The sequence below is a fragment of the Streptomyces sp. NPDC002573 genome, from assembly GCF_042889625.1.
Classification (GTDB): Bacteria; Actinomycetota; Actinomycetes; order Streptomycetales; family Streptomycetaceae; genus Streptomyces; species Streptomyces gibsoniae.
Genome location: NZ_JBIARC010000023.1, coordinates 83,971 through 101,986, shown reverse-complemented (window position 1 = coordinate 101,986; position 18,016 = coordinate 83,971). Strand labels below are relative to the sequence as shown.

Annotated in this window: 15 protein-coding genes and 1 riboswitch; of the genes, 7 read left to right on the top strand and 8 right to left on the bottom strand. The window is 69.4% G+C overall.

Features of this window, described 5'->3' with window-relative positions; genetic code table 11:
• Positions 1 to 44: 44 nt before the first annotated feature.
• The 4 genes from ACFYX0_RS22425 to ACFYX0_RS22410 form a co-directional block, all read right to left on the bottom strand.
• Positions 45 to 1,538 (bottom strand): glycoside hydrolase family 3 protein, encoded by a 1,494-nt coding sequence (locus tag ACFYX0_RS22425; RefSeq protein WP_388972563.1) that lies wholly within the window; start codon positions 1,536 to 1,538, stop codon positions 45 to 47.
• 9 nt (positions 1,539 to 1,547) lie between these two features.
• A complete protein-coding gene (locus ACFYX0_RS22420; RefSeq protein WP_311692883.1) occupies positions 1,548 to 2,390 on the bottom strand; it encodes a carbohydrate ABC transporter permease in 843 nt (280 codons plus the stop codon).
• The gene (locus ACFYX0_RS22415; RefSeq protein ID WP_388972561.1) at positions 2,387 to 3,373 is read right to left on the bottom strand and encodes a carbohydrate ABC transporter permease; all 987 of its coding nucleotides are present in this window, start codon (positions 3,371 to 3,373) and stop codon (positions 2,387 to 2,389) included. Before ACFYX0_RS22415 ends, ACFYX0_RS22420 begins: the two co-directional genes overlap by 4 nt.
• An 89-nt stretch (positions 3,374 to 3,462) precedes the next feature.
• Positions 3,463 to 4,737, bottom strand: coding sequence for an extracellular solute-binding protein (locus ACFYX0_RS22410; protein ID WP_388972559.1), 1,275 nt, complete (start codon positions 4,735 to 4,737; stop codon positions 3,463 to 3,465).
• Positions 4,738 to 5,163: 426 nt separating this feature from the next.
• Between ACFYX0_RS22410 and ACFYX0_RS22405 the strand changes: the two genes are divergently transcribed.
• The 7 genes from ACFYX0_RS22405 to ACFYX0_RS22375 all read left to right on the top strand — a co-directional run bounded on the left by ACFYX0_RS22405 (position 5,164) and on the right by ACFYX0_RS22375 (position 13,493).
• Positions 5,164 to 5,928, top strand: coding sequence for a GntR family transcriptional regulator (locus ACFYX0_RS22405; RefSeq protein ID WP_388972557.1), 765 nt, complete (start codon positions 5,164 to 5,166; stop codon positions 5,926 to 5,928).
• A gap of 125 nt (positions 5,929 to 6,053) precedes the next feature.
• On the top strand, positions 6,054 to 6,320 hold the full coding sequence (locus ACFYX0_RS22400; RefSeq protein ID WP_388972555.1) for a DUF3311 domain-containing protein: 267 nt from the start codon (positions 6,054 to 6,056) through the stop codon (positions 6,318 to 6,320).
• On the top strand, positions 6,317 to 7,945 hold the full coding sequence (mctP, locus tag ACFYX0_RS22395; protein WP_388972553.1) for a monocarboxylate uptake permease MctP: 1,629 nt from the start codon (positions 6,317 to 6,319) through the stop codon (positions 7,943 to 7,945). Before ACFYX0_RS22400 ends, mctP begins: the two co-directional genes overlap by 4 nt.
• A gap of 136 nt (positions 7,946 to 8,081) precedes the next feature.
• Positions 8,082 to 8,588: a GNAT family N-acetyltransferase gene (locus tag ACFYX0_RS22390; RefSeq protein ID WP_388972551.1), complete on the top strand. Its 507-nt coding sequence runs from the start codon at positions 8,082 to 8,084 to the stop codon at positions 8,586 to 8,588.
• 87 nt (positions 8,589 to 8,675) lie between these two features.
• Positions 8,676 to 8,769, top strand: a riboswitch (cobalamin riboswitch).
• A 143-nt stretch (positions 8,770 to 8,912) separates the two neighbouring features.
• A complete protein-coding gene (locus tag ACFYX0_RS22385; protein WP_388972549.1) occupies positions 8,913 to 11,309 on the top strand; it encodes a ribonucleoside-diphosphate reductase subunit alpha in 2,397 nt (798 codons plus the stop codon).
• On the top strand, positions 11,309 to 12,319 hold the full coding sequence (locus tag ACFYX0_RS22380; RefSeq protein WP_388972546.1) for a ribonucleotide-diphosphate reductase subunit beta: 1,011 nt from the start codon (positions 11,309 to 11,311) through the stop codon (positions 12,317 to 12,319). The genes ACFYX0_RS22385 and ACFYX0_RS22380 overlap by 1 nt, the downstream gene beginning before the upstream one ends.
• A 211-nt stretch (positions 12,320 to 12,530) precedes the next feature.
• Positions 12,531 to 13,493, top strand: a complete 963-nt coding sequence (locus ACFYX0_RS22375; RefSeq protein ID WP_388972544.1) for a GlxA family transcriptional regulator — start codon at positions 12,531 to 12,533, stop codon at positions 13,491 to 13,493.
• Positions 13,494 to 13,509: 16 nt separating this feature from the next.
• Here ACFYX0_RS22375 and ACFYX0_RS22370 read toward each other — a convergent pair whose 3' ends face one another.
• From ACFYX0_RS22370 to ACFYX0_RS22355, 4 genes are all read right to left on the bottom strand, one after another.
• On the bottom strand, positions 13,510 to 14,883 hold the full coding sequence (locus ACFYX0_RS22370; RefSeq protein WP_388972542.1) for a cytochrome P450: 1,374 nt from the start codon (positions 14,881 to 14,883) through the stop codon (positions 13,510 to 13,512).
• Entirely contained in the window at positions 14,880 to 15,965 is a 1,086-nt protein-coding gene (gene cyc1, locus ACFYX0_RS22365; RefSeq protein WP_388972540.1) for an epi-isozizaene synthase, read from the bottom strand. The genes ACFYX0_RS22370 and cyc1 overlap by 4 nt, the downstream gene beginning before the upstream one ends.
• A gap of 272 nt (positions 15,966 to 16,237) precedes the next feature.
• A complete protein-coding gene (gene def / locus ACFYX0_RS22360; RefSeq protein ID WP_388972538.1) occupies positions 16,238 to 16,888 on the bottom strand; it encodes a peptide deformylase in 651 nt (216 codons plus the stop codon).
• A 100-nt stretch (positions 16,889 to 16,988) separates the two neighbouring features.
• Entirely contained in the window at positions 16,989 to 17,969 is a 981-nt protein-coding gene (locus ACFYX0_RS22355) for a hypothetical protein (RefSeq protein WP_311692907.1), read from the bottom strand.
• Positions 17,970 to 18,016 lie beyond the last annotated feature (47 nt).

Genomic DNA, 18,016 nt, shown 5'->3' with positions numbered 1-18,016 from the left:
GGCCGGGGCGAGCACCGCGCTCGCCGCGGCCCTCGGCCCTGCCGTCATCCGCCCGCGACGACCTCCGCCGCGGCCCGTCCGCAGACCCGTGCGGCCCCGTGCGTGGCGATGTGCAGGGCGCCGCGGGGAGCGGCCTGCGGGACGCCCATCTCGACCACGACCGTGTCGGGGCGCTGCGCGAGGATCACGTCCAGGGCCCCCGCCATCCACGGGTGCCGGTGCTCGTCGCGGACCACTGCCACGATCCGCCGCGTCCCGGCGGCCTCCAGCACGTCCCGTCCCGCCGTCTCCCCCGAGAAGCTGCCCGTCTCGGTGCCCGGGAGCATGCGGACCAGTTCCGCGGCCACGCCCCAGGGGGTGTCGTCGCCCACCGCGATGTTCGCGACGGGGGTGAGGGCGGCGACGTACGGCGCCTCGGTGAGCGGGGTGAAGCCGTCGGCCCCGGTGAGGGTCAGCGCGCGCCGGGCCGCGAGCAGGCCGATGTCGGTGCCGGGGGCCGGTCGCGCGGGCGTGCCCGTCGCCGCCGCCGACGCCGTCCACCGCGCCAGCGCCCGGACCCGCTCGGCGGCCTCGGCCAGCCGCTCCTCGGCCAGCTCGCCCGTGCGCACGGCCGTGACCAGGGCGTCCCGCAGACGTCGTACCGTCTCGTCGTCCGCGAGGCCGCCGCCCACGCAGATGGCGTCCGCGCCCGCCGCGACGGCGAGGACGCTGCCGCGCTCGATGCCGTACGTCGCGGCGATCGCCTGCATCTCCATGCCGTCGGTGACGATCAGGCCGTCGTAGCCGAGTTCGCCGCGCAGCAGACGGGTCAGGACCCGCCGGGACAGCGTGGCCGGGCGGTCCGGGTCCAGGGCCGGGACCAGGATGTGCGCGCTCATCATCGCGCGGGTGCCGGCCGCGATCGCCGCCCGGAACGGGGCGAGTTCGCGCTCCTGGAGCACCTGCGCCGACGCGTCGATGCGCGGCAGCGCGTGGTGGGAGTCGACCGCCGTGTCGCCGTGCCCGGGGAAGTGCTTGGCGCAGGCGGCGACGCCCGCGGACTGCAGTCCGGTGACATAGGCGGCGGCGTGGCGGGCGACCAGTTCCGTGTCGGCGCCGAAGGACCTCACGCCGATGACCGGGTTCGCGGGGTTGGAGTTCACGTCGGCGGAGGGCGCCCAGTTGAGGTTGACCCCGCACTCCGCGAGCCGGCGGCCCAGCTCGTGGGCCACCGCGCGGGTCAGCTCCACGTCGTCCACGGCGCCCAGCGCGTGGTTGCCCGGGAAGGAGGACCCCGACCGGACCTCGAGGCGGGTGACGTCCCCCCCTTCCTCGTCGATCGCCACGAGCACGTCGTCACGTTCGGCGCGCAACTGGGCGGTCAGGGCGGCGAGCTGCTCCGGGGAGGCGATGTTCCGGCCGAACAGTCCCACGGACGCCAGCCCCTCGCCGAGCCGGCGCAGCAGCCAGTCGGGGGCGGTGGTGCCGGTGAAGCCCGGTTGGAGGACCGTCAGCGCATCGCGGGTGAGGGTGTCGGTACCGCTGGCGAATGTCGTCATCGGGTGGCGTTATCCCTTCACGGCGCCCGCGGTCAGGCCCGCGGCCATCTTGCGCTGGACGAGGAGGAAGAGCACGACGATCGGCACGGCCATCATCGTGGCACCGGCCATCATCGGGGCGTATTCGGTGCCGTGCTTGGTGGTGAAGTTGCCGAGCCAGACGGTCGCGGTCTGGTGCTGCTGGCTCATCAGCATCAGGGCGTACAGATACTCGTTCCAAGCCTGGATGAAGCCGTAGACCGAGGTGGCGACCAGGCCGGGGGCGAGCAGCGGGAAGACCACGCGCAGGAAGGCACCCGTGCGGGAGCAGCCGTCGACCATCGCGGCCTCCTCCAGTTCGCCCGGGATGTTGACGATGAACCCGCGCAGCGTCCACACGGTGAACGGCAGGATGAAGGTCAGGTACGTGATGATCAGGCCGGTCAGCCGGTCGTACTGGTCGAGGTCGTTGAGCAGCAGGAAGACCGGGATGATCATGGCGACCAGCGGGATCATCTGGACCGCCAGGATGCCCACGATCACGATCTTCCGGCCGCGGAAGGCGAAGCGGGAGATGGCGAGCGCGGCCAGCATCCCGACGACGATGCCGATCGCCACCACCGACAGGGACACGACCAGGCTGCGGCCGACCGGGCCCCAGAAGTCCGCGATGTCCAGCGCCCGGCGGAAGTTGTCCAGGGTGAGGCCCGTCGGCAGCAGGCTCGGATCGGGGTCGATGGCGTCCTTCGCCGGTTTGAACGCCGTGTCGACCATCCAGTAGACGGGGAAGCCGGCGGTGACGAAGACGAGCAGGCCGAGGAGGTTCCAGCCGAGCCTCGACCGCCGGCGGCCGGGAGCTGCGAGGGTGCTCATTCGACCTCTCCGATCTTCAGCATCTGGCGCATGTACACCGCGACCACACCGAGCAGCAGCACCACGGTGAGCAGGGCGATGGCCGAGCCCTGCGCATAGTCGTTGACGACGAACGCGCGGTCGTAGGAGTAGGTGGTGAGGAGCTGGAACTCGGCCTCCGGATGGCCGCCGCGCATCACGAAGACCTGCGGGAAGACACCCATGTCCCAGATCACCGAGAGGGTCGTGAGCATCACGACGATCGGCTTGAGGACGGGCAGGGTGACATGGCGGAAGACCCCCCAGGAGCCCGCGCCGTCCAGCCGGGCCGCCTCCTGAAGCTCCTTGGGGACCTGGGTGAGGCCCGCGCTGAGCGTGATGACCACGAAGGGCACCGCTCCCCACACCACCAGAAGCATGATCACGGCCAGGCCCTGCGGCCCGGACGCGAACCAGTTGTGGCCGATCATCTCGACCCCAGGCAGCCTGCTCAGCAACGCGTTGAAGACGCCGTAGTCCGAGTCGAAGAGCCATTTGAAGACCGTGGTGGCCACGACGACGGGCATGCCCCAGCTGGCCACCAGCGCGATGTTGATCAGCGTCTTCACCCAGCCGGAGACCTGCTGCAGCAGCAGGGCGATCAGCATGCCGACGACCATCGTGAAGACGACACAGCCGACCGCGAAGACGATCGTGCGCAGGACGACGGCCCAGAACTCGCCGTCGCCCAGCACATCGGTGAAGTTGGCGAACCCGACCGACTCGGCCGGCTGGAAGCCCCACAGCTGGGACTGGCCGAACTTCTCGAAGGACAGGGTGACCAGGCGTACCAGCGGATAGCCCATCACCAGAACGAGGACCAGCAGACACGGCGCGAGCAGCAGCCAGGGGGTCGCCGCCCCGCTCGACGTGCGCCTTCTGCGCGGTCCCTCCGGGACGGCGGGTGGCGGCGCCGGCCGCGGCGGCGGCACCTTGGCGGGGGTGGTCGTGTCTGCGGCACTCATCGCGCGCTCCTCAGCGGTCCCTCAGGTCGAACGGGACGCGGGGCCCCGGCCCCGGACTCCCCCCTGGGCTACGGGGCCCCGCGTTCAGGTCACTTGGTGTTGATGACCTTGTCGATCGCGGCGTCCGCGTCCTTCGCGGCGGCCTCGACCGACTTCTTGCCGGTGCCGATGTCCTGCAGCATGGTCTGCAGGGTCTGCGCCTTCTCGACCTGGCCCCAGCCCGGTGCCATCGGGACGAACCAGTTGGACTCGGCCGCGGTGGCGGGGACCGCCGTCGCCGGGTCGTTCTTCAGCGTGGCGAGGTCCGTCTTGTTGTTGGGCAGGTTGCCCTTGGCCATCAGGCCCTTCTGGCCCTGCGAGCCGGTGAACGCGTTGATCCACTCGCCGGCCAGGTCCTGCGCCTTGGACTTCACCGGGATCGCGAGGTCGGAACCGCCCAGGAACACCGGGATGTTCTTGCCGGACGGGCCGGGCATCACGAAGTTCTCGAGGTTGTCCTTGAGCTTGCCGGTCTTGTCGTTCTTCGGGTCGGCCGCGGTCGCGCCCTCCCAGGCGGCGGCGAAGATCATGGCGGACCTGCCCTGGCCGTAGACGATGTACCGGTCGGACTCGTCCTTGGTCTTGTCGCCGTGCATGTACTTGTCGAGGATGTTCTTGAACTCGGTGAGGCCCTTGACGGACTCGGGCGAGGAGAGGTTGGCCTTCCACTGGCCGCCCTCCTCCTTGGCGATGGAGCCGCCCGCGTCGTAGACGAAGGACATGGCCGCGTACCAGTCGCGCGTCGGCTGGTACCAGGCGTTGAACTTGTCGCCCTCCTTCTTCTGGATCTTGTCCAGGTCGGCGGTCAGCTCCTGGTACGTCTTCGGGGGCGTCTTGACGCCGACCGAAGCGGCGATGTCCTTGCGCCAGTTGGCGACTCGGCCGCCCGCGTAGTACGGGACGCCGTAGGTCTTGCCGTCGTAGGTGACGGAGGTCTTGAGGCCGTCCAGCCACTGGCCGGAGTTCTCGAACTTGGCCGGGTCCACCTGGGCGAAGGCGCCCTTGACCATGTAGCCGAGCATCTCGCTGTTGCCCATCTCGACCACGTCGGGCACCTTGTCGGTGGCGAGGACGGCGTCGAGCTTGGGGTTCTTGTCCGGCCAGCCGTAGTACTCGTGCTTGATCTTCAGACCGGGGTGCTTCTTGGTCACGGCGTCGTCCGCGGCCTTCACCAGCTCGGGCCAGTTGTTCTGCGCGTCGACCGTGAGCCAGACGGTGAGTTCCTTGGCGTCCGACCCCCCGGACTTGTTGTCCCCGCTCCCGCACGCCGCGATGGAGACCATCATGCCCGCGATTCCGATCGCGGCTATCAGCTTGCGCTTCACGCCCACCCTCCTCAGGGATGCCACCAACCCCCCTTGTCCCCGCGGCGACTTGATGACGAGTACCGCCCGTGGGGCCGGGACCTGGACCAATGGTGTAGACCAGTACGGGGGAGCTTGGCCCAGACCAATAGGAGTGTCAAGGGTGTTCGACGCGCTCCGGGCGTCCGTTATGGGACCTACATATGCAAGGACCTTTAAGTAGGAACCCAGCGAAAAGGGCAGGCCAGCGGCGGCCTGCCGACTGGACCACTTAGGAGCGGTGGACTAGACCAGCGGGAGTGCCGACGGTATACAGAAGGGATCCCCGGACGCGTGACGGGGATCGCGGAACATGCGGAGCACCCCCCGCATCAGGCCGTGCCACGATGTGAGCCGCGACCGACGGAGTGTCGGTCGCTTCGGCATCCGGAGCCGGGAAGGCAGACCATGAGCACCGACGTCAGCAGTGCGGAGAGCGAGGGCGGGGCGACCGTCCGCACCGCGCGCGTGCCCAAGTACTACCGTCTGAAGAAGCATCTGCTGGAGATGACGGAGACGCTGGCGCCCGGGACGCCGGTACCGCCCGAACGCACACTGGCCGCGGAGTTCGACACCTCGCGCACGACCGTGCGCCAGGCCCTTCAGGAGCTGGTCGTCGAGGGCCGGCTGGAGCGCATCCAGGGCAAGGGCACCTTCGTCGCCAAGCCGAAGGTCTCCCAGGCGCTGCAGCTCACCTCCTACACGGAGGACATGCGCGCCCAGGGCCTCGAACCGACCTCGCAGCTGCTGGACATCGGCTACATCACCGCCGACGACACCCTCGCCGGGCTGCTCGACATCGCGGCGGGGGGCCGGGTGCTGCGCATCGAGCGCCTGCGGCTGGCGAGCGGCGAGCCCATGGCGATCGAGACGACGCATCTGTCCGCCAAGCGCTTTCCGGCGTTGCGCCGCTCGCTGGTCAAGTACACCTCCCTCTACACGGCGCTCGCGGAGGTCTACGACGTCCATCTCGCCGAGGCCGAGGAGACCATCGAGACCTCGCTGGCCACCCCCCGTGAGGCGGGCCTGCTCGGCACGGATGTCGGCCTGCCGATGCTGATGCTCTCCCGGCACTCGCTGGACCGGCAGGGCAAGCCGGTGGAGTGGGTGCGGTCGGTGTACCGCGGGGACCGGTACAAGTTCGTGGCGAGGCTCAAGCGGCCCCAGGAGTGAGCCGCCCGGTGGCCTTTCCTCGCTGTTGAGGGCGATATCCGGACGAGGTCTTCCGCCCCGGCACACCGTCACCTAGATTGCCTGCGCATTACACAGGTGAACTGTGAGGGGAGCGGAGCCACCAGATGTCAGATCAGTCGGATGTGACAGGAGAGGCGAGAGTGACGCTTGTACGCGTCATCATCGCCCTCTGTCTAGTAGCACCCTTTGTCGCCATGCTGTGGGTCGGCTCCTACGCCAAGACCGATCCCACGTTCATCGGCATCCCGTTCTTCTACTGGTACCAGATGATGTGGGTGCTGATCTCCACGGCGCTCACCATGCTCGCCTACCAGCTGTGGCGGCGTGACCAGCGCGCCCGCGCCGGCCGCGAGGGGGGTGCGTCGGAGTGAAAAACGGCGTGAACGGTGTCGCGCTCGGCGTCTTCGTCTTCTTCTTCCTGGCCGTCACCGTGATGGGCTTCCTGGCGGCCCGCTGGCGCAAGGCCGAGAACGAGCACAGCCTCGACGAGTGGGGCCTCGGCGGCCGCTCGTTCGGCACCTGGGTCACCTGGTTCCTGCTCGGCGGGGACCTGTACACGGCGTACACCTTCGTGGCCGTACCGGCGGCGATCTACGCGGCGGGCGCGTCGGGCTTCTTCGCGGTGCCGTACACGATCCTCGTCTATCCGTTGATCTTCACCTTCCTGCCCCGGCTGTGGTCGGTGTCGCACCGGCACGGATACGTCACCACCTCCGACTTCGTACGCGGCCGGTTCGGCTCCAAGGGGCTGTCGCTGGCGGTGGCGGTCACCGGAATCCTGGCGACGATGCCGTACATCGCGCTCCAACTGGTGGGCATCCAGGCCGTGCTGGACGTGATGGGCGTGGGCGGCGGCGAGAACACCAACTGGTTCGTCAAGGACCTGCCGCTGCTGATCGCCTTCGGCGTGCTCGCCGCGTACACGTACTCGTCGGGTCTGCGGGCCCCCGCGCTGATCGCGTTCGTCAAGGACGGGCTGATCTACCTCGTCATCGCGGTGGCGATCATCTACATCCCGATCAAGCTGGGCGGCTTCGACGACATCTTCGTCAAGGCGGGCCACGCGTTCGCGCAGACCAGTCCGGTGACGGGCAAGCCGCGCGGGGCCCTCGCACCGCCGGAAGCGGGTCAGTGGACCTATGCGACGCTCGCCCTGGGCTCCGCGCTCGCGCTCTTCATGTATCCGCACTCGATCACGGCGACACTGTCCTCGCGCAGCCGTGAGGTGATCCGCCGCAACACCACGATCCTGCCGCTGTACTCGCTGATGCTGGGTCTGCTGGCACTGCTGGGCTTCATGGCGGTCGCGGCGGGCGTGAAGGTGCAGAACGGGCAGCTGGCCATTCCGCAGCTGTTCGAGGACATGTTCCCGGACTGGTTCGCGGGCGTGGCGTTCGCGGCGATCGGCATCGGGGCGCTGGTCCCGGCGGCCATCATGTCCATCGCGGCCGCCAACCTGTTCACCCGCAACATCTACAAGGACTTCATCAAGCCGGACGCCACACCGAAGGAGGAGACCCGGGTCTCCAAGATCGTGTCGCTGCTGGTGAAGGTAGGCGCCCTGGTCTTCGTGCTGACGATGGACAAGACGGTGGCCATCAACTTCCAGCTGCTGGGCGGCATCTGGATCCTGCAGACCTTCCCGGCCCTGGTGGGCGGACTCTTCACCCGCTGGTTCCACCGCTGGGCACTGCTCGCGGGCTGGGCGGTCGGCATGGTCTACGGCACCCTCGCGGCGTACGGCGTCGCCTCCCCGACGCAGAAGCACTTCGGGGGCTCGGCGAAGGAGATCCCGGGCATCGGCGAGATCGGCTACATCGGCCTGACGGCGTTCGTGATGAACGTCGTCGTCACGGTGGTCCTGACCTTCGTCCTCAAGGCCGTGAAGGCCCCCGAGGGCGTCGACGAGACCAGGCCGGACGACTACACGGCGGACGCGGGCGACCCCGGGGTGCAGGTGGAACTGCCTCCGGCGACGGCCGGCACGTCCCACTAGGCCCCGGACGACCGGGTCTCGGGCCACAGGGACCCGGAGCAGGCGGCGGGCCGTCGGTGAAATCCGGCGGCCCGCTGTCGTGTCGTCGGGAAAATCCGGCGGCCCGCTGTCGTCTCCGTCGGGCACACTCGGCCTCATGGACCTCACCATCCGCCAGGCACTGCCCGAGGAGTACGCCGCCCTCGGCGAGATCACCGCTCAGGCCTACCTCCGGGACGGGCTGCTCGACTTCGGCGAGAGCGACTCCTACCTCGACGAGCTGAGAGACGTGGCCAAGCGGGCCGGCGCCGCCGAGGTGCTGGTCGCGGTGGAGGGTGACCGGCTCCTCGGCGGGGTCACCTTCGTACCGGCGGGCGGGCCCATGGCCGACATCGCCGGACCCGGCGAGGCGGAGATACGGATGCTGGCCGTCGACCACGCCGCCCGGGGGCGCGGTGCCGGCGAGGCCCTGGTGCGCGCCTGCGTCGACCGGGCCCGTGCGGTCCCCGGCTGTCTGGGTGTGGTGCTGTCCACCCAGCACACCATGCACACCGCCCACCGGATCTACGCCCGCCTCGGCTTCCTTCGCACACCAGAGCGGGACTGGAACCCGCTCCCGGAGCTGTTCGACCTCAGGCTGCTCACCTATGCGTTGACACTCTGACACGCTCCGGAGCCAACACGGCACAACATCTGGGGGTGACCTCGCTACCCGGCACAAGATGTATGCTCATGCTCGCTGTCGCCGCAGGGGAATCCGGTGCGAATCCGGAACTGTCCCGCAACGGTGTACTTGTGCATGTCCGTCCTTGTGACGGTGCGGCACAAGCGTCAGTCCGAGGACCTGCCGACAGCACGCCCGGCCGACCGGTCCGGGCGCCTGACGTCCGGGCCTCGTGGAATGGGCCGGTGGACGCGACGCCCGCGTGCGCTCGTGAGCTGCCCCTGCCCTCCGCCAGGCCCCGAGCCGAGCGAGGGAGAGCCCCACGTGACCATCGCGCCAGCCGACCCGGCTTCAGCGACACCGGCTTCGGTGTCGTCCGCGGTGACCGAGGAGACCGACGGTCCCGGTGCCGCGCTGCTGCGGACCCTGATGGAACTGACCGCCGACCTCCCCGACGCCGACCCCGGCCGGGTCGCCGCCGCCGCGCTGCGCGGCCGGTCGGCGCGCACGGACTCCGGCATCGCCGCGGAACTGCGCGAGCTGGCCACGGAGGCGGCCGCCGGTCTCATCTCCGAGGACCCCGCCTACTCCCGGCTGGCCGCCCGGCTGCTGACGATCTCCGTCCACGCCGAGGCCGCCTCCCAGGGCGTCACGTCGTTCACCGAGTCCGTCGCCGTCGGGCACCGGGAGGGCCTGATCGCCGACCGGACCGCCGCTTTCGTGCACCGGTACGCCGCCCGGCTGGACGCCCTCGTAGACCCCGCCGCCGACAACCGCTTCGGCTACTTCGGGCTGCGCACCCTGCACAGCCGCTATCTGCTGCGCCACCCGATCACCCGTCAGGTCATCGAGACGCCCCAGCACTTCATGCTGCGGGTCGCGGCCGGTCTCGCCGAGGACGACAGCGCCCGCGCGATGGACGAGGTCGCGGCGCTCTACGGGCTCATGAGCCGCCTCGACTACCTTCCCTCCTCCCCCACGCTGTTCAACTCCGGTACGCGCCACCCGCAGATGTCGTCCTGCTATCTGCTCGACTCCCCGCTGGACGAGCTGGACTCCATCTACGACCGCTACCACCAGGTCGCCCGCCTCTCCAAGCACGCCGGCGGCATCGGCATCGCCTACTCCCGCGTGCGCTCCCGCGGTTCGCTGATCCGCGGCACGAACGGGCACTCCAACGGCATCGTCCCCTTCCTGAAGACCCTGGACGCCTCCGTCGCCGCCGTGAACCAGGGCGGCCGGCGCAAGGGCGCGGCCGCGGTCTATCTGGAGACCTGGCACTCCGACATCGAGGAGTTCCTGGAGCTGCGCGACAACACCGGTGAGGACGCCCGGCGTACGCACAACCTCAACCTCGCGCACTGGATCCCGGACGAGTTCATGCGCCGGGTCAACGCCGACGAGCAGTGGTCGCTGTTCTCCCCGGCGGACGTGCCGGAGCTGGTCGACCTGTGGGGCGAGGAGTTCGACGCCGCCTACCGCGAGGCCGAGGCCGCGGGGCTCGCGAAGCGGACCATTTCCGCCCGTGACCTGTACGGCCGCATGATGCGCACCCTCGCGCAGACCGGCAACGGCTGGATGACCTTCAAGGACGCCGCCAACCGCACGGCCAACCAGACGGCGACCGCGGGCCATGTCGTCCACTCCTCCAACCTCTGCACGGAGATCCTGGAGGTCACGGACGACGGCGAGACCGCGGTCTGCAACCTGGGTTCGGTCAACCTCGGTGCCTTCGTGAGCGACGGGGACATCGACTGGAAGCGCCTGGACGAGACGGTCCGCACCGCCGTCACCTTCCTCGACCGCGTCGTCGACATCAACTTCTACCCCACCGAGCAGGCCGGCCGCTCCAACGCCAAGTGGCGCCCGGTGGGCCTGGGCGCGATGGGTCTGCAGGACGTCTTCTTCAAGCTGCGCCTGCCCTTCGACTCGCCCGAGGCCAAGGCGCTGTCCACGCGGATCGCCGAGCGCATCATGCTCGCCGCGTACGAGGCCTCCGCCGACCTCGCCGAGCGCAACGGCGCGCTGCCCGCCTGGGAGAAGACCCGTACGGCCCAGGGTGTCCTGCACCCCGACCACTACGACGCCGAGTTGTCCTGGCCCGAGCGCTGGGCGGCCCTGCGCGAGCGGATCGCCGCGGTCGGCATGCGCAACTCGCTGCTCCTCGCGATCGCCCCGACCGCGACCATCGCCTCCATCGCAGGCGTGTACGAGTGCATCGAGCCGCAGGTCTCCAACCTGTTCAAGCGCGAGACGCTGTCCGGTGAGTTCCTCCAGGTCAACTCGTACCTGGTGCAGGACCTGAAGGAGCTCGGCGTCTGGGACGCACGCACCCGTGAGGCGCTGCGCGACTCAGGCGGCTCGGTGCAGGGCTTCGCGTGGATCCCCGAGGACGTCCGGGCGCTGTACCGCACGGCCTGGGAGATCCCGCAGCGCGGGCTCATCGACATGGCCGCGGCCCGCACCCCGTTCCTGGACCAGTCGCAGTCCCTGAACCTGTTCATGGAGACGCCGACCATCGGCAAGCTCTCCTCGATGTACGCGTACGCCTGGAAGCAGGGTCTGAAGACGACGTACTACCTGCGCTCGCGCCCGGCGACCCGGATCGCCCGCGCGGCCCAGGCGCAGACCCCAGCAACCATCCCCGCGCAGCAGGTCGCCGACCCCGACGCGGTCGCCTGCTCCCTTGAGAACCCCGAGTCCTGCGAGGCCTGCCAGTAATGACCCGTAACCAGAACCTTCTCGACCCGGGCTTCGAACTGACCCTGCGCCCGATGCGCTACCCCGACTTCTACGAGCGCTACCGGGACGCCATCAAGAACACCTGGACCGTGGAGGAGGTCGACCTCCACTCGGACGTCGCCGACCTCGCCAAGCTGACGCCGGCCGAGCAGCACCTCATCGGCCGTCTGGTGGCCTTCTTCGCGACGGGCGACTCGATCGTCGCGAACAACCTGGTGCTGACGCTGTACAAGCACATCAACTCCCCGGAGGCGCGCCTGTATCTGTCGCGCCAGCTGTTCGAGGAGGCCGTGCACGTCCAGTTCTATCTGACGCTGCTGGACACCTACCTCCCCGACCCGGAGGACCGCACCGCCGCCTTCGCGGCCGTGGAGAACATCCCGTCCATCCGGGAGAAGGCCGAGTTCTGCTTCAAGTGGATGGACTCGGTGGAGAACCTGGACCGGCTGGAGACGAAGGCCGACCGACGCCGCTTCCTGCTCAACCTCATCTGCTTCGCCGCGTGCATCGAGGGCCTGTTCTTCTACGGCGCCTTCGCGTACGTCTACTGGTTCCGCAGCCGGGGTCTGCTGCACGGCCTGGCCACCGGCACCAACTGGGTGTTCCGGGACGAGACGATGCACATGTCGTTCGCCTTCGACGTCGTGGACACGGTCCGCAAGGAGGAACCGGAGCTCTTCGACGACGAGCTCCAGCAGCAGGTCATCGACATGCTGCGGGAGGCCGTGGAGGCCGAGCTGCAGTTCGCCCGGGACCTGTGCGGTGACGGCCTGCCCGGCATGAACACCGACTCGATGCGCCAGTACCTGGAGTGTGTCGCCGACCAGCGCCTCACCCGCCTCGGCTTCGCCCCGGTGTACGGCTCGGAGAACCCCTTCGCCTTCATGGAGCTGCAGGGTGTTCAGGAGCTGACCAACTTCTTCGAGCGGCGCCCCTCGGCGTACCAGGTGGCGGTGGAGGGCACCGTCGACCTCGACGAGGACTTCTGAACCTCGGCTGCGCGCAGTTGACGGTCGATCCGGCGCTCGTGGAGCAGACCTACGAGCGCCGGTCCGGCCGACAGAAGGAGGAGGAGCAGGACGGTCGCGTATCCCGTGAATGCGTTCATACGGTAACTGTCGTTCACGGTCGACGCTCCTGACAGTGGCAGTACTGCCCTCCACCCTCGAATTGCTGCCACTTCCCGGGCACACTGGCAGCATGCTGAAGAACGTCGTCGCCGTCCTCCTCGACGGCGTGCATCCCTTCGAACTCGGCGTCGTGTGCGAGGTGTTCGGCATCGACCGCAGCGACGAGGGCCTGCCCGTGTACGACTTCGCGGTCGCCTCTGCCGAGACGCCCACGCTGGGCACCCACTGCGGATTCACCGTGTCCACGCCCCACGGACTGGAGCGGCTGGAGGAGGCCGATCTGATCGCCGTGCCGGCCGGTGACACCTATGCGACCCGGGAGTATCCGCCGGAACTGCTGGACGCGCTGCGCCGGGCCGTCGCACGCGGCACCCGGGTGCTCAGCGTCTGTTCCGGCGTCTTCGTGCTGGGGGCGGCCGGACTGCTGGACGGGCGGCGGTGCGCGGTGCACTGGCGGCACGCCGACGCCCTCGGGCGCCGCTTCCCCCGGGCGGTCGTCGAGCCGGACGTGCTCTACGTCGACGAGGACCCGGTGATCACCTCCGCGGGTACCGCCGCCGGGATCGACGCCTGTCTGCACATCGTGCGCAAGGAGCAGGGGCCCGAGGTGGCCAACAGGATCGCCCGGCGGATGGTGGTGCCGCCGCACCGCGACGGCGGCCAGGCCCAGTACATCGAGCGGCCGCTGCCGCGGTCGCAGTGCGACACGGTCGCGGAGGTGCTGGTGTGGATGGAGCGCCATCTCGACCAGGAGGTGACCGTCGAGCAGCTGGCCGCCCGCGCGCACATGTCCCCGCGCACCTTCGCCCGCCGCTTCCAGCAGGAGACCGGCACCACGCCGTACCGCTGGATCCTGCGACAACGGGTCCTGCTGGCCCAGGAGTTGCTGGAGCGGACCGACGAGACGATGGACGCGATCGCCGACCGCACCGGATTCGGCACGGCGGCGGCGCTGCGCCATCAGTTCGGGCGCGCGCTGGGGACGACGCCGGCCGCCTACCGGCGCACGTTCAGGGGCCCCGAGGCCGCCTGAACGTGCGCCCGGAAGGTCACCTCGGCAGCGCCCTGAGCAGCAGCCTGCGCGGGCGGAGGGTGATGCCGATGCGGAGCCTCGGGTCGGACCCGGGCGCCTCCTCGAAACGGTAAGCGGACGCCAGCTCCGCCATGATCAGGGTGAGTTCGGCCATCGAGAAGTGGTCCCCGGGGCACTTCCGGTTGCCGACCCCGAACGGGGTCATCGCGTACTTCGGGACGCCCTTGGCGCGCTCCGGGAGCCAGCGGTGGGGGTCGAACAGCTCCGGCTCCTCGTAGGAGCGCGCGTCGTGCTGGATCGCGTAGGGGCTGTACACGACGTCCGCCCCGGCCGGAATGCGATACCCGCCGAGCTGGGTCTCGGTCACGGCCCGCCGCGTCAGAATCCATACGGCGGGGCGCAGCCGCATTGTCTCGACGATGACATTGGCGGTGTACGTCAGATTCCGGATGTCCTCGAATGCGACGGGTCGGCCGCCCGTCACGGCTTTCACTTCGTCACGGATCTTGTCCCCCTGTTCCGGGTGATCCGTGAGCACCTGGAGAAGCGACATGACCATGGAGCCCACTGTTTCACTCCCGGCCGTGACTATGGCGACGACCTGGTCGTGGATCTCCTGTTCCCCAATGGGCTCACCGTCGTGGTCCTTCGCGTCCAGCAAAGCCATGAGCAAATCGTTCGGCTTTACACCGGACGCCTGGCGGGCGGCGACGATCTCATCGACCAGGAGATGCAAATCGGCCAGTGCCCGGTTGAATGCGCGGTTGGCCGGAACCGGCAGGCGGTACAGCGGTCCGACCGGTATCACCATGCGCTGGTACATGCCGCTGAAGAGGGTGGCGAGCGCGGCGCAGATGCGGTCGGCCCGCTCGTCCATGTAGGTGCCCCCCATCAGACAGCGGGCGGCGATGCGCACGGCCACACGGAACGACTCCGTCGTGACGTCGATGGTCGTGCCGGACCGCCAGCGCTCCACGAGCGCGCGCGCCTCCTCGGCCATGACCGGCCCGTAGCCGGGGACGGCCTCCTGCCGGAAGGCGGGTTGCATGGCGCGTCGCTGGCGCTGGTGCAGCGGACCGTTGCTGGTGGCGACGCCCTCCTTGCCGAGCAGGTCCTCCAGGGACTCCCACAGCGGGCCGCCGATCTGGAAGTCGGTGCTGAGCGCGAGGGCCCCGGCGAGCGCGGGGGTGGTGACCGCGTACACCGTCTTGGGCCCGAGCCTCAGCCGGACGACACCGCCGTCGTCGCGCAGCCGGCCCAGAAAGCCGAGCGGGTCGCGGAAGAGTTGCAAGCCGTGGCCGAGAAGGGGGACGCCGCCCGCGGCGAGCGGGGCGACACGCGGGGGCGCCGGCGCCTCGGGCGCCTTCGATCCGACCGATTCCAGGGTCATTTCTCACCTGCCGCTTCGTTGTCGACGTACGGGGGTGTCGAGCGGTCGTCCCAACTGTCGACCCGGTAGCGGCCGGACTCATGATGGAACCAGTAGACGGCGCTGAACCAGTTCCGCATGTTTGCGACGATCGCCTTCACGGCATCGCTCAGTTCCTTTCCCTCCACGGACACGACCGCGAGGGAATCAGCGAACCTTAGTGCCTGTTTTTCGGCGGCGAGGAAACCGGATATGCATTCCTCGATCCGCCGGCGCATGTCTCCGATGGCTTCCTCGAGCGTCAGCCCCTCGTGATGGACGAGACTGATCCCCAGATTGTGGACCTCGTCCCCCGCGATTTCCTTGGGAAGCGAGCACAGATCGTTGTACCAGGCGGCGAATTCCTGACTGAGCAGTGCCGCCCGCCGATATGAGGGGTGTTTCCGAACGGCGTCCGGCAGTTCGTATCCCGCGCCGAGTTCCAGCAGATCGGTCCAGATCCAGTGCGCGAAGGTCAGCCGCCTCAGCTCCAGGTAGGCCTCGACCGTCGGGACGGTCCCGCGGGTGCGGTTGCGGAACTCCCGGTCGTACGCCTCGATCACCGCGTGGAAGTGCCGGGCGAAGCGCGCGTTCCACCGCTCGCCCAGGAACGCGTACAGGCGTCCCACACTGTCCGCGAACCCTGCGACCAGGGGATCGGAGTGGTGCAGATGGTGCCCGGGTGCGTCCAGGGCCGCATGGAGCTGGAGCCTCAGCTTCCGCCAGGCGCCCGGCCGGTGGTGGACGATGTCACGGTCGTGGCGGTCGTCCCAGACGAAGAACCACGCACTGTAGTCGGCTATCGCCTGCAGGGCCTGGTCGGGCGCCCCGATGTAGTAGCCCGCCATGAGGTCGGTGTAACGGAGCCCGTCGGCGTGTTCCTCGACCTTGTCCGCCGGCATCAGCCGCTTTTCCAGCAGCCAGGAACGTGTCTTCTCCTGCAGACGGGGCCAATACGGGTGCAGTCGACGGGGAAACGCGGTCTCGATGACCGGCAAGCAGAGCGCCGGTGGAACCGCGACCGCGACCGTCGTCGGTGAAGTGCTGTGTGGGAAAGCTGGCACGAACAAACCCCTCTCAGCCGCCGGTTGGCGTCACGCCCCTCCCGCCGTGCCGGGCGCGCGCCGTTGCGTATCCCCGCGCTTTCCATTCAGCACCACAACTGACCGGTCTGGGAACGGATTTGGCCCACCCATCTCCGACCGTGCCGAGAATATCCCTTGTGTGACTGAATATGGGTCAGTTCAGACGTACACAGGATCGAATGTGCGACGCACACATGAGCGACGCCTGGCCGGGAGCAGTGCCCGGCCAGGCGTCGCGTCGGTGAGGGACCTCAGTCGTTGGCCACCACGGGGTAGCGGGGCTCGTTCTCGGCCATCTGCCGCAGCGCGTCCTTGCGCTCGCGCTTGGACAGCCGGTCGATGTACAGGTAGCCGTACAGATGGTCCGTCTCGTGCTGCAAACACCGGGCGAAGTAGCCCGTACCGCGTACCTTGATCGGGTTGCCTTTCTCGTCCTGGCCGGTCACCTCGGCGTAGTCGGGCCGGGCGAGCGGCGCGTACGCGGTCGGGACGGACAGGCAGCCCTCGTTGCTGTCGTCGAGGCGGCGGCGGTCGGCGGGCAGGTCGACGAGCTTGGGGTTGCAGACGACGCCGACGTGCCGGACACCCTCGTCGTCCTGACAGTCGTAGACGAAGACCTTCAGGTCGACGCCGATCTGGTTGGCGGCCAGGCCCACACCCTCGGCCGTGCGCTGGCTGGCGAACATGTCCGCGACCAGCTGGTCCAGCTCCGCGCCGAATTCGGTGACGTCCTTGCACTCCTTGTGCAGCACCGGGTTCCCGACGACCGTGATCGGCCGCGAGGTGCCGCGCTCGCGCCAGGCCGCCTCACGCTCCTCGGTGTCCTCGGTGTCGATGACGAAGCCCTCGTCGTCCACGGGGAGCACGCCCGCGTGCTGCTGATCGGTGTCCTGCTGCGCCATGACCGACGTACGCCTTCCTGCAACCATGAAAAATCCTGCCAGTACAGACTACGGGGCACGCCCGGGTGCTTCCCCGGGATTGCCCGGGCCGAGCCGCTGGTCAGCAGACCTCTTCGAGATCCCGCCAGTCCCGGGAGTCCGGGCTGTCCGCCACCCAGCCGTCGAGCAGACCGCGCACCAGCGAGTCGGGCGCCGCGATGCCGCACTCCCGCTCCGGCACCCACAGCTGCCCGTTCGTGCGGTGCCCGAGCGGTCCCGGATGCCCGGGCTCGCTGTGGTCGTGCGGATCGAGATGCTCGCCGTCGCCCTCGTCGGACGGCATCCGGGACTCGGAGCACGCACGGCACAGCAGCCGCACCGACGAGGACCAGTCCTCGGCGGCGAAACCGGCGTCGGCGGCCAGCTGCTCCAGGGCGTCCCGGTCGTCCTCGGTCGCGGCCTCCAGCAGCACGACCCAGGTGGGCACCGGCGAGGGCGCCCACAGCTCGATCTCGTCGAACACGGGATAGGCGTGCCCGGCGCTCGTGGTGCGCTCCCCGTGGGGCACCCCGTCGTGCAGCACGACCTCGCCCCAGCGGCGTCCGGAGGACGGCAGCGGGATGGACAGCACCTCGATCCGTGAGGGATCCAGCCGGCGTCCCCACACGACCTCGGCCTCGCCCTCCGGCGACAGCCGTACGGCTGCACTGCCCAGATCCATCCCGGCGGGCTCGGCGGACACGGTGGCCCCGCCGGGCACCCGCAGCCCGTAGGCCTGCCAGGCGCGGCGCGCCAGCGGCCAGTCCTGCAGGGCGGTGGCCGCGATGCCCACGTTCCACCAGTCCGGTGCGCCAGTCTCCCGGTCGAGCAGGGCCACGGCGCGCAGCCCGGCCGCGCGCGCCTGCTCCCAGTCGTGGCGGAACTTGTGCAGCAGGGCGAGGTTGAACCAGGACTCCGAGAGCCACGGCTCCAGGTCCGCGGCGCGGGTCAGCAGCGCGCCCGCGTCCTCGTACCGGCCGTCGCCGATCAGCGTGAACGCGCGGTCGGTGGCCTGCCGCCAGGAGGCGGAGGGCCGGTGTCGTCCCTTCCCGAAGATCCTCACGATTCCCGCCTGCCAGTCCCTTGCGATTCCCGCCTGCCGGTTCCCTG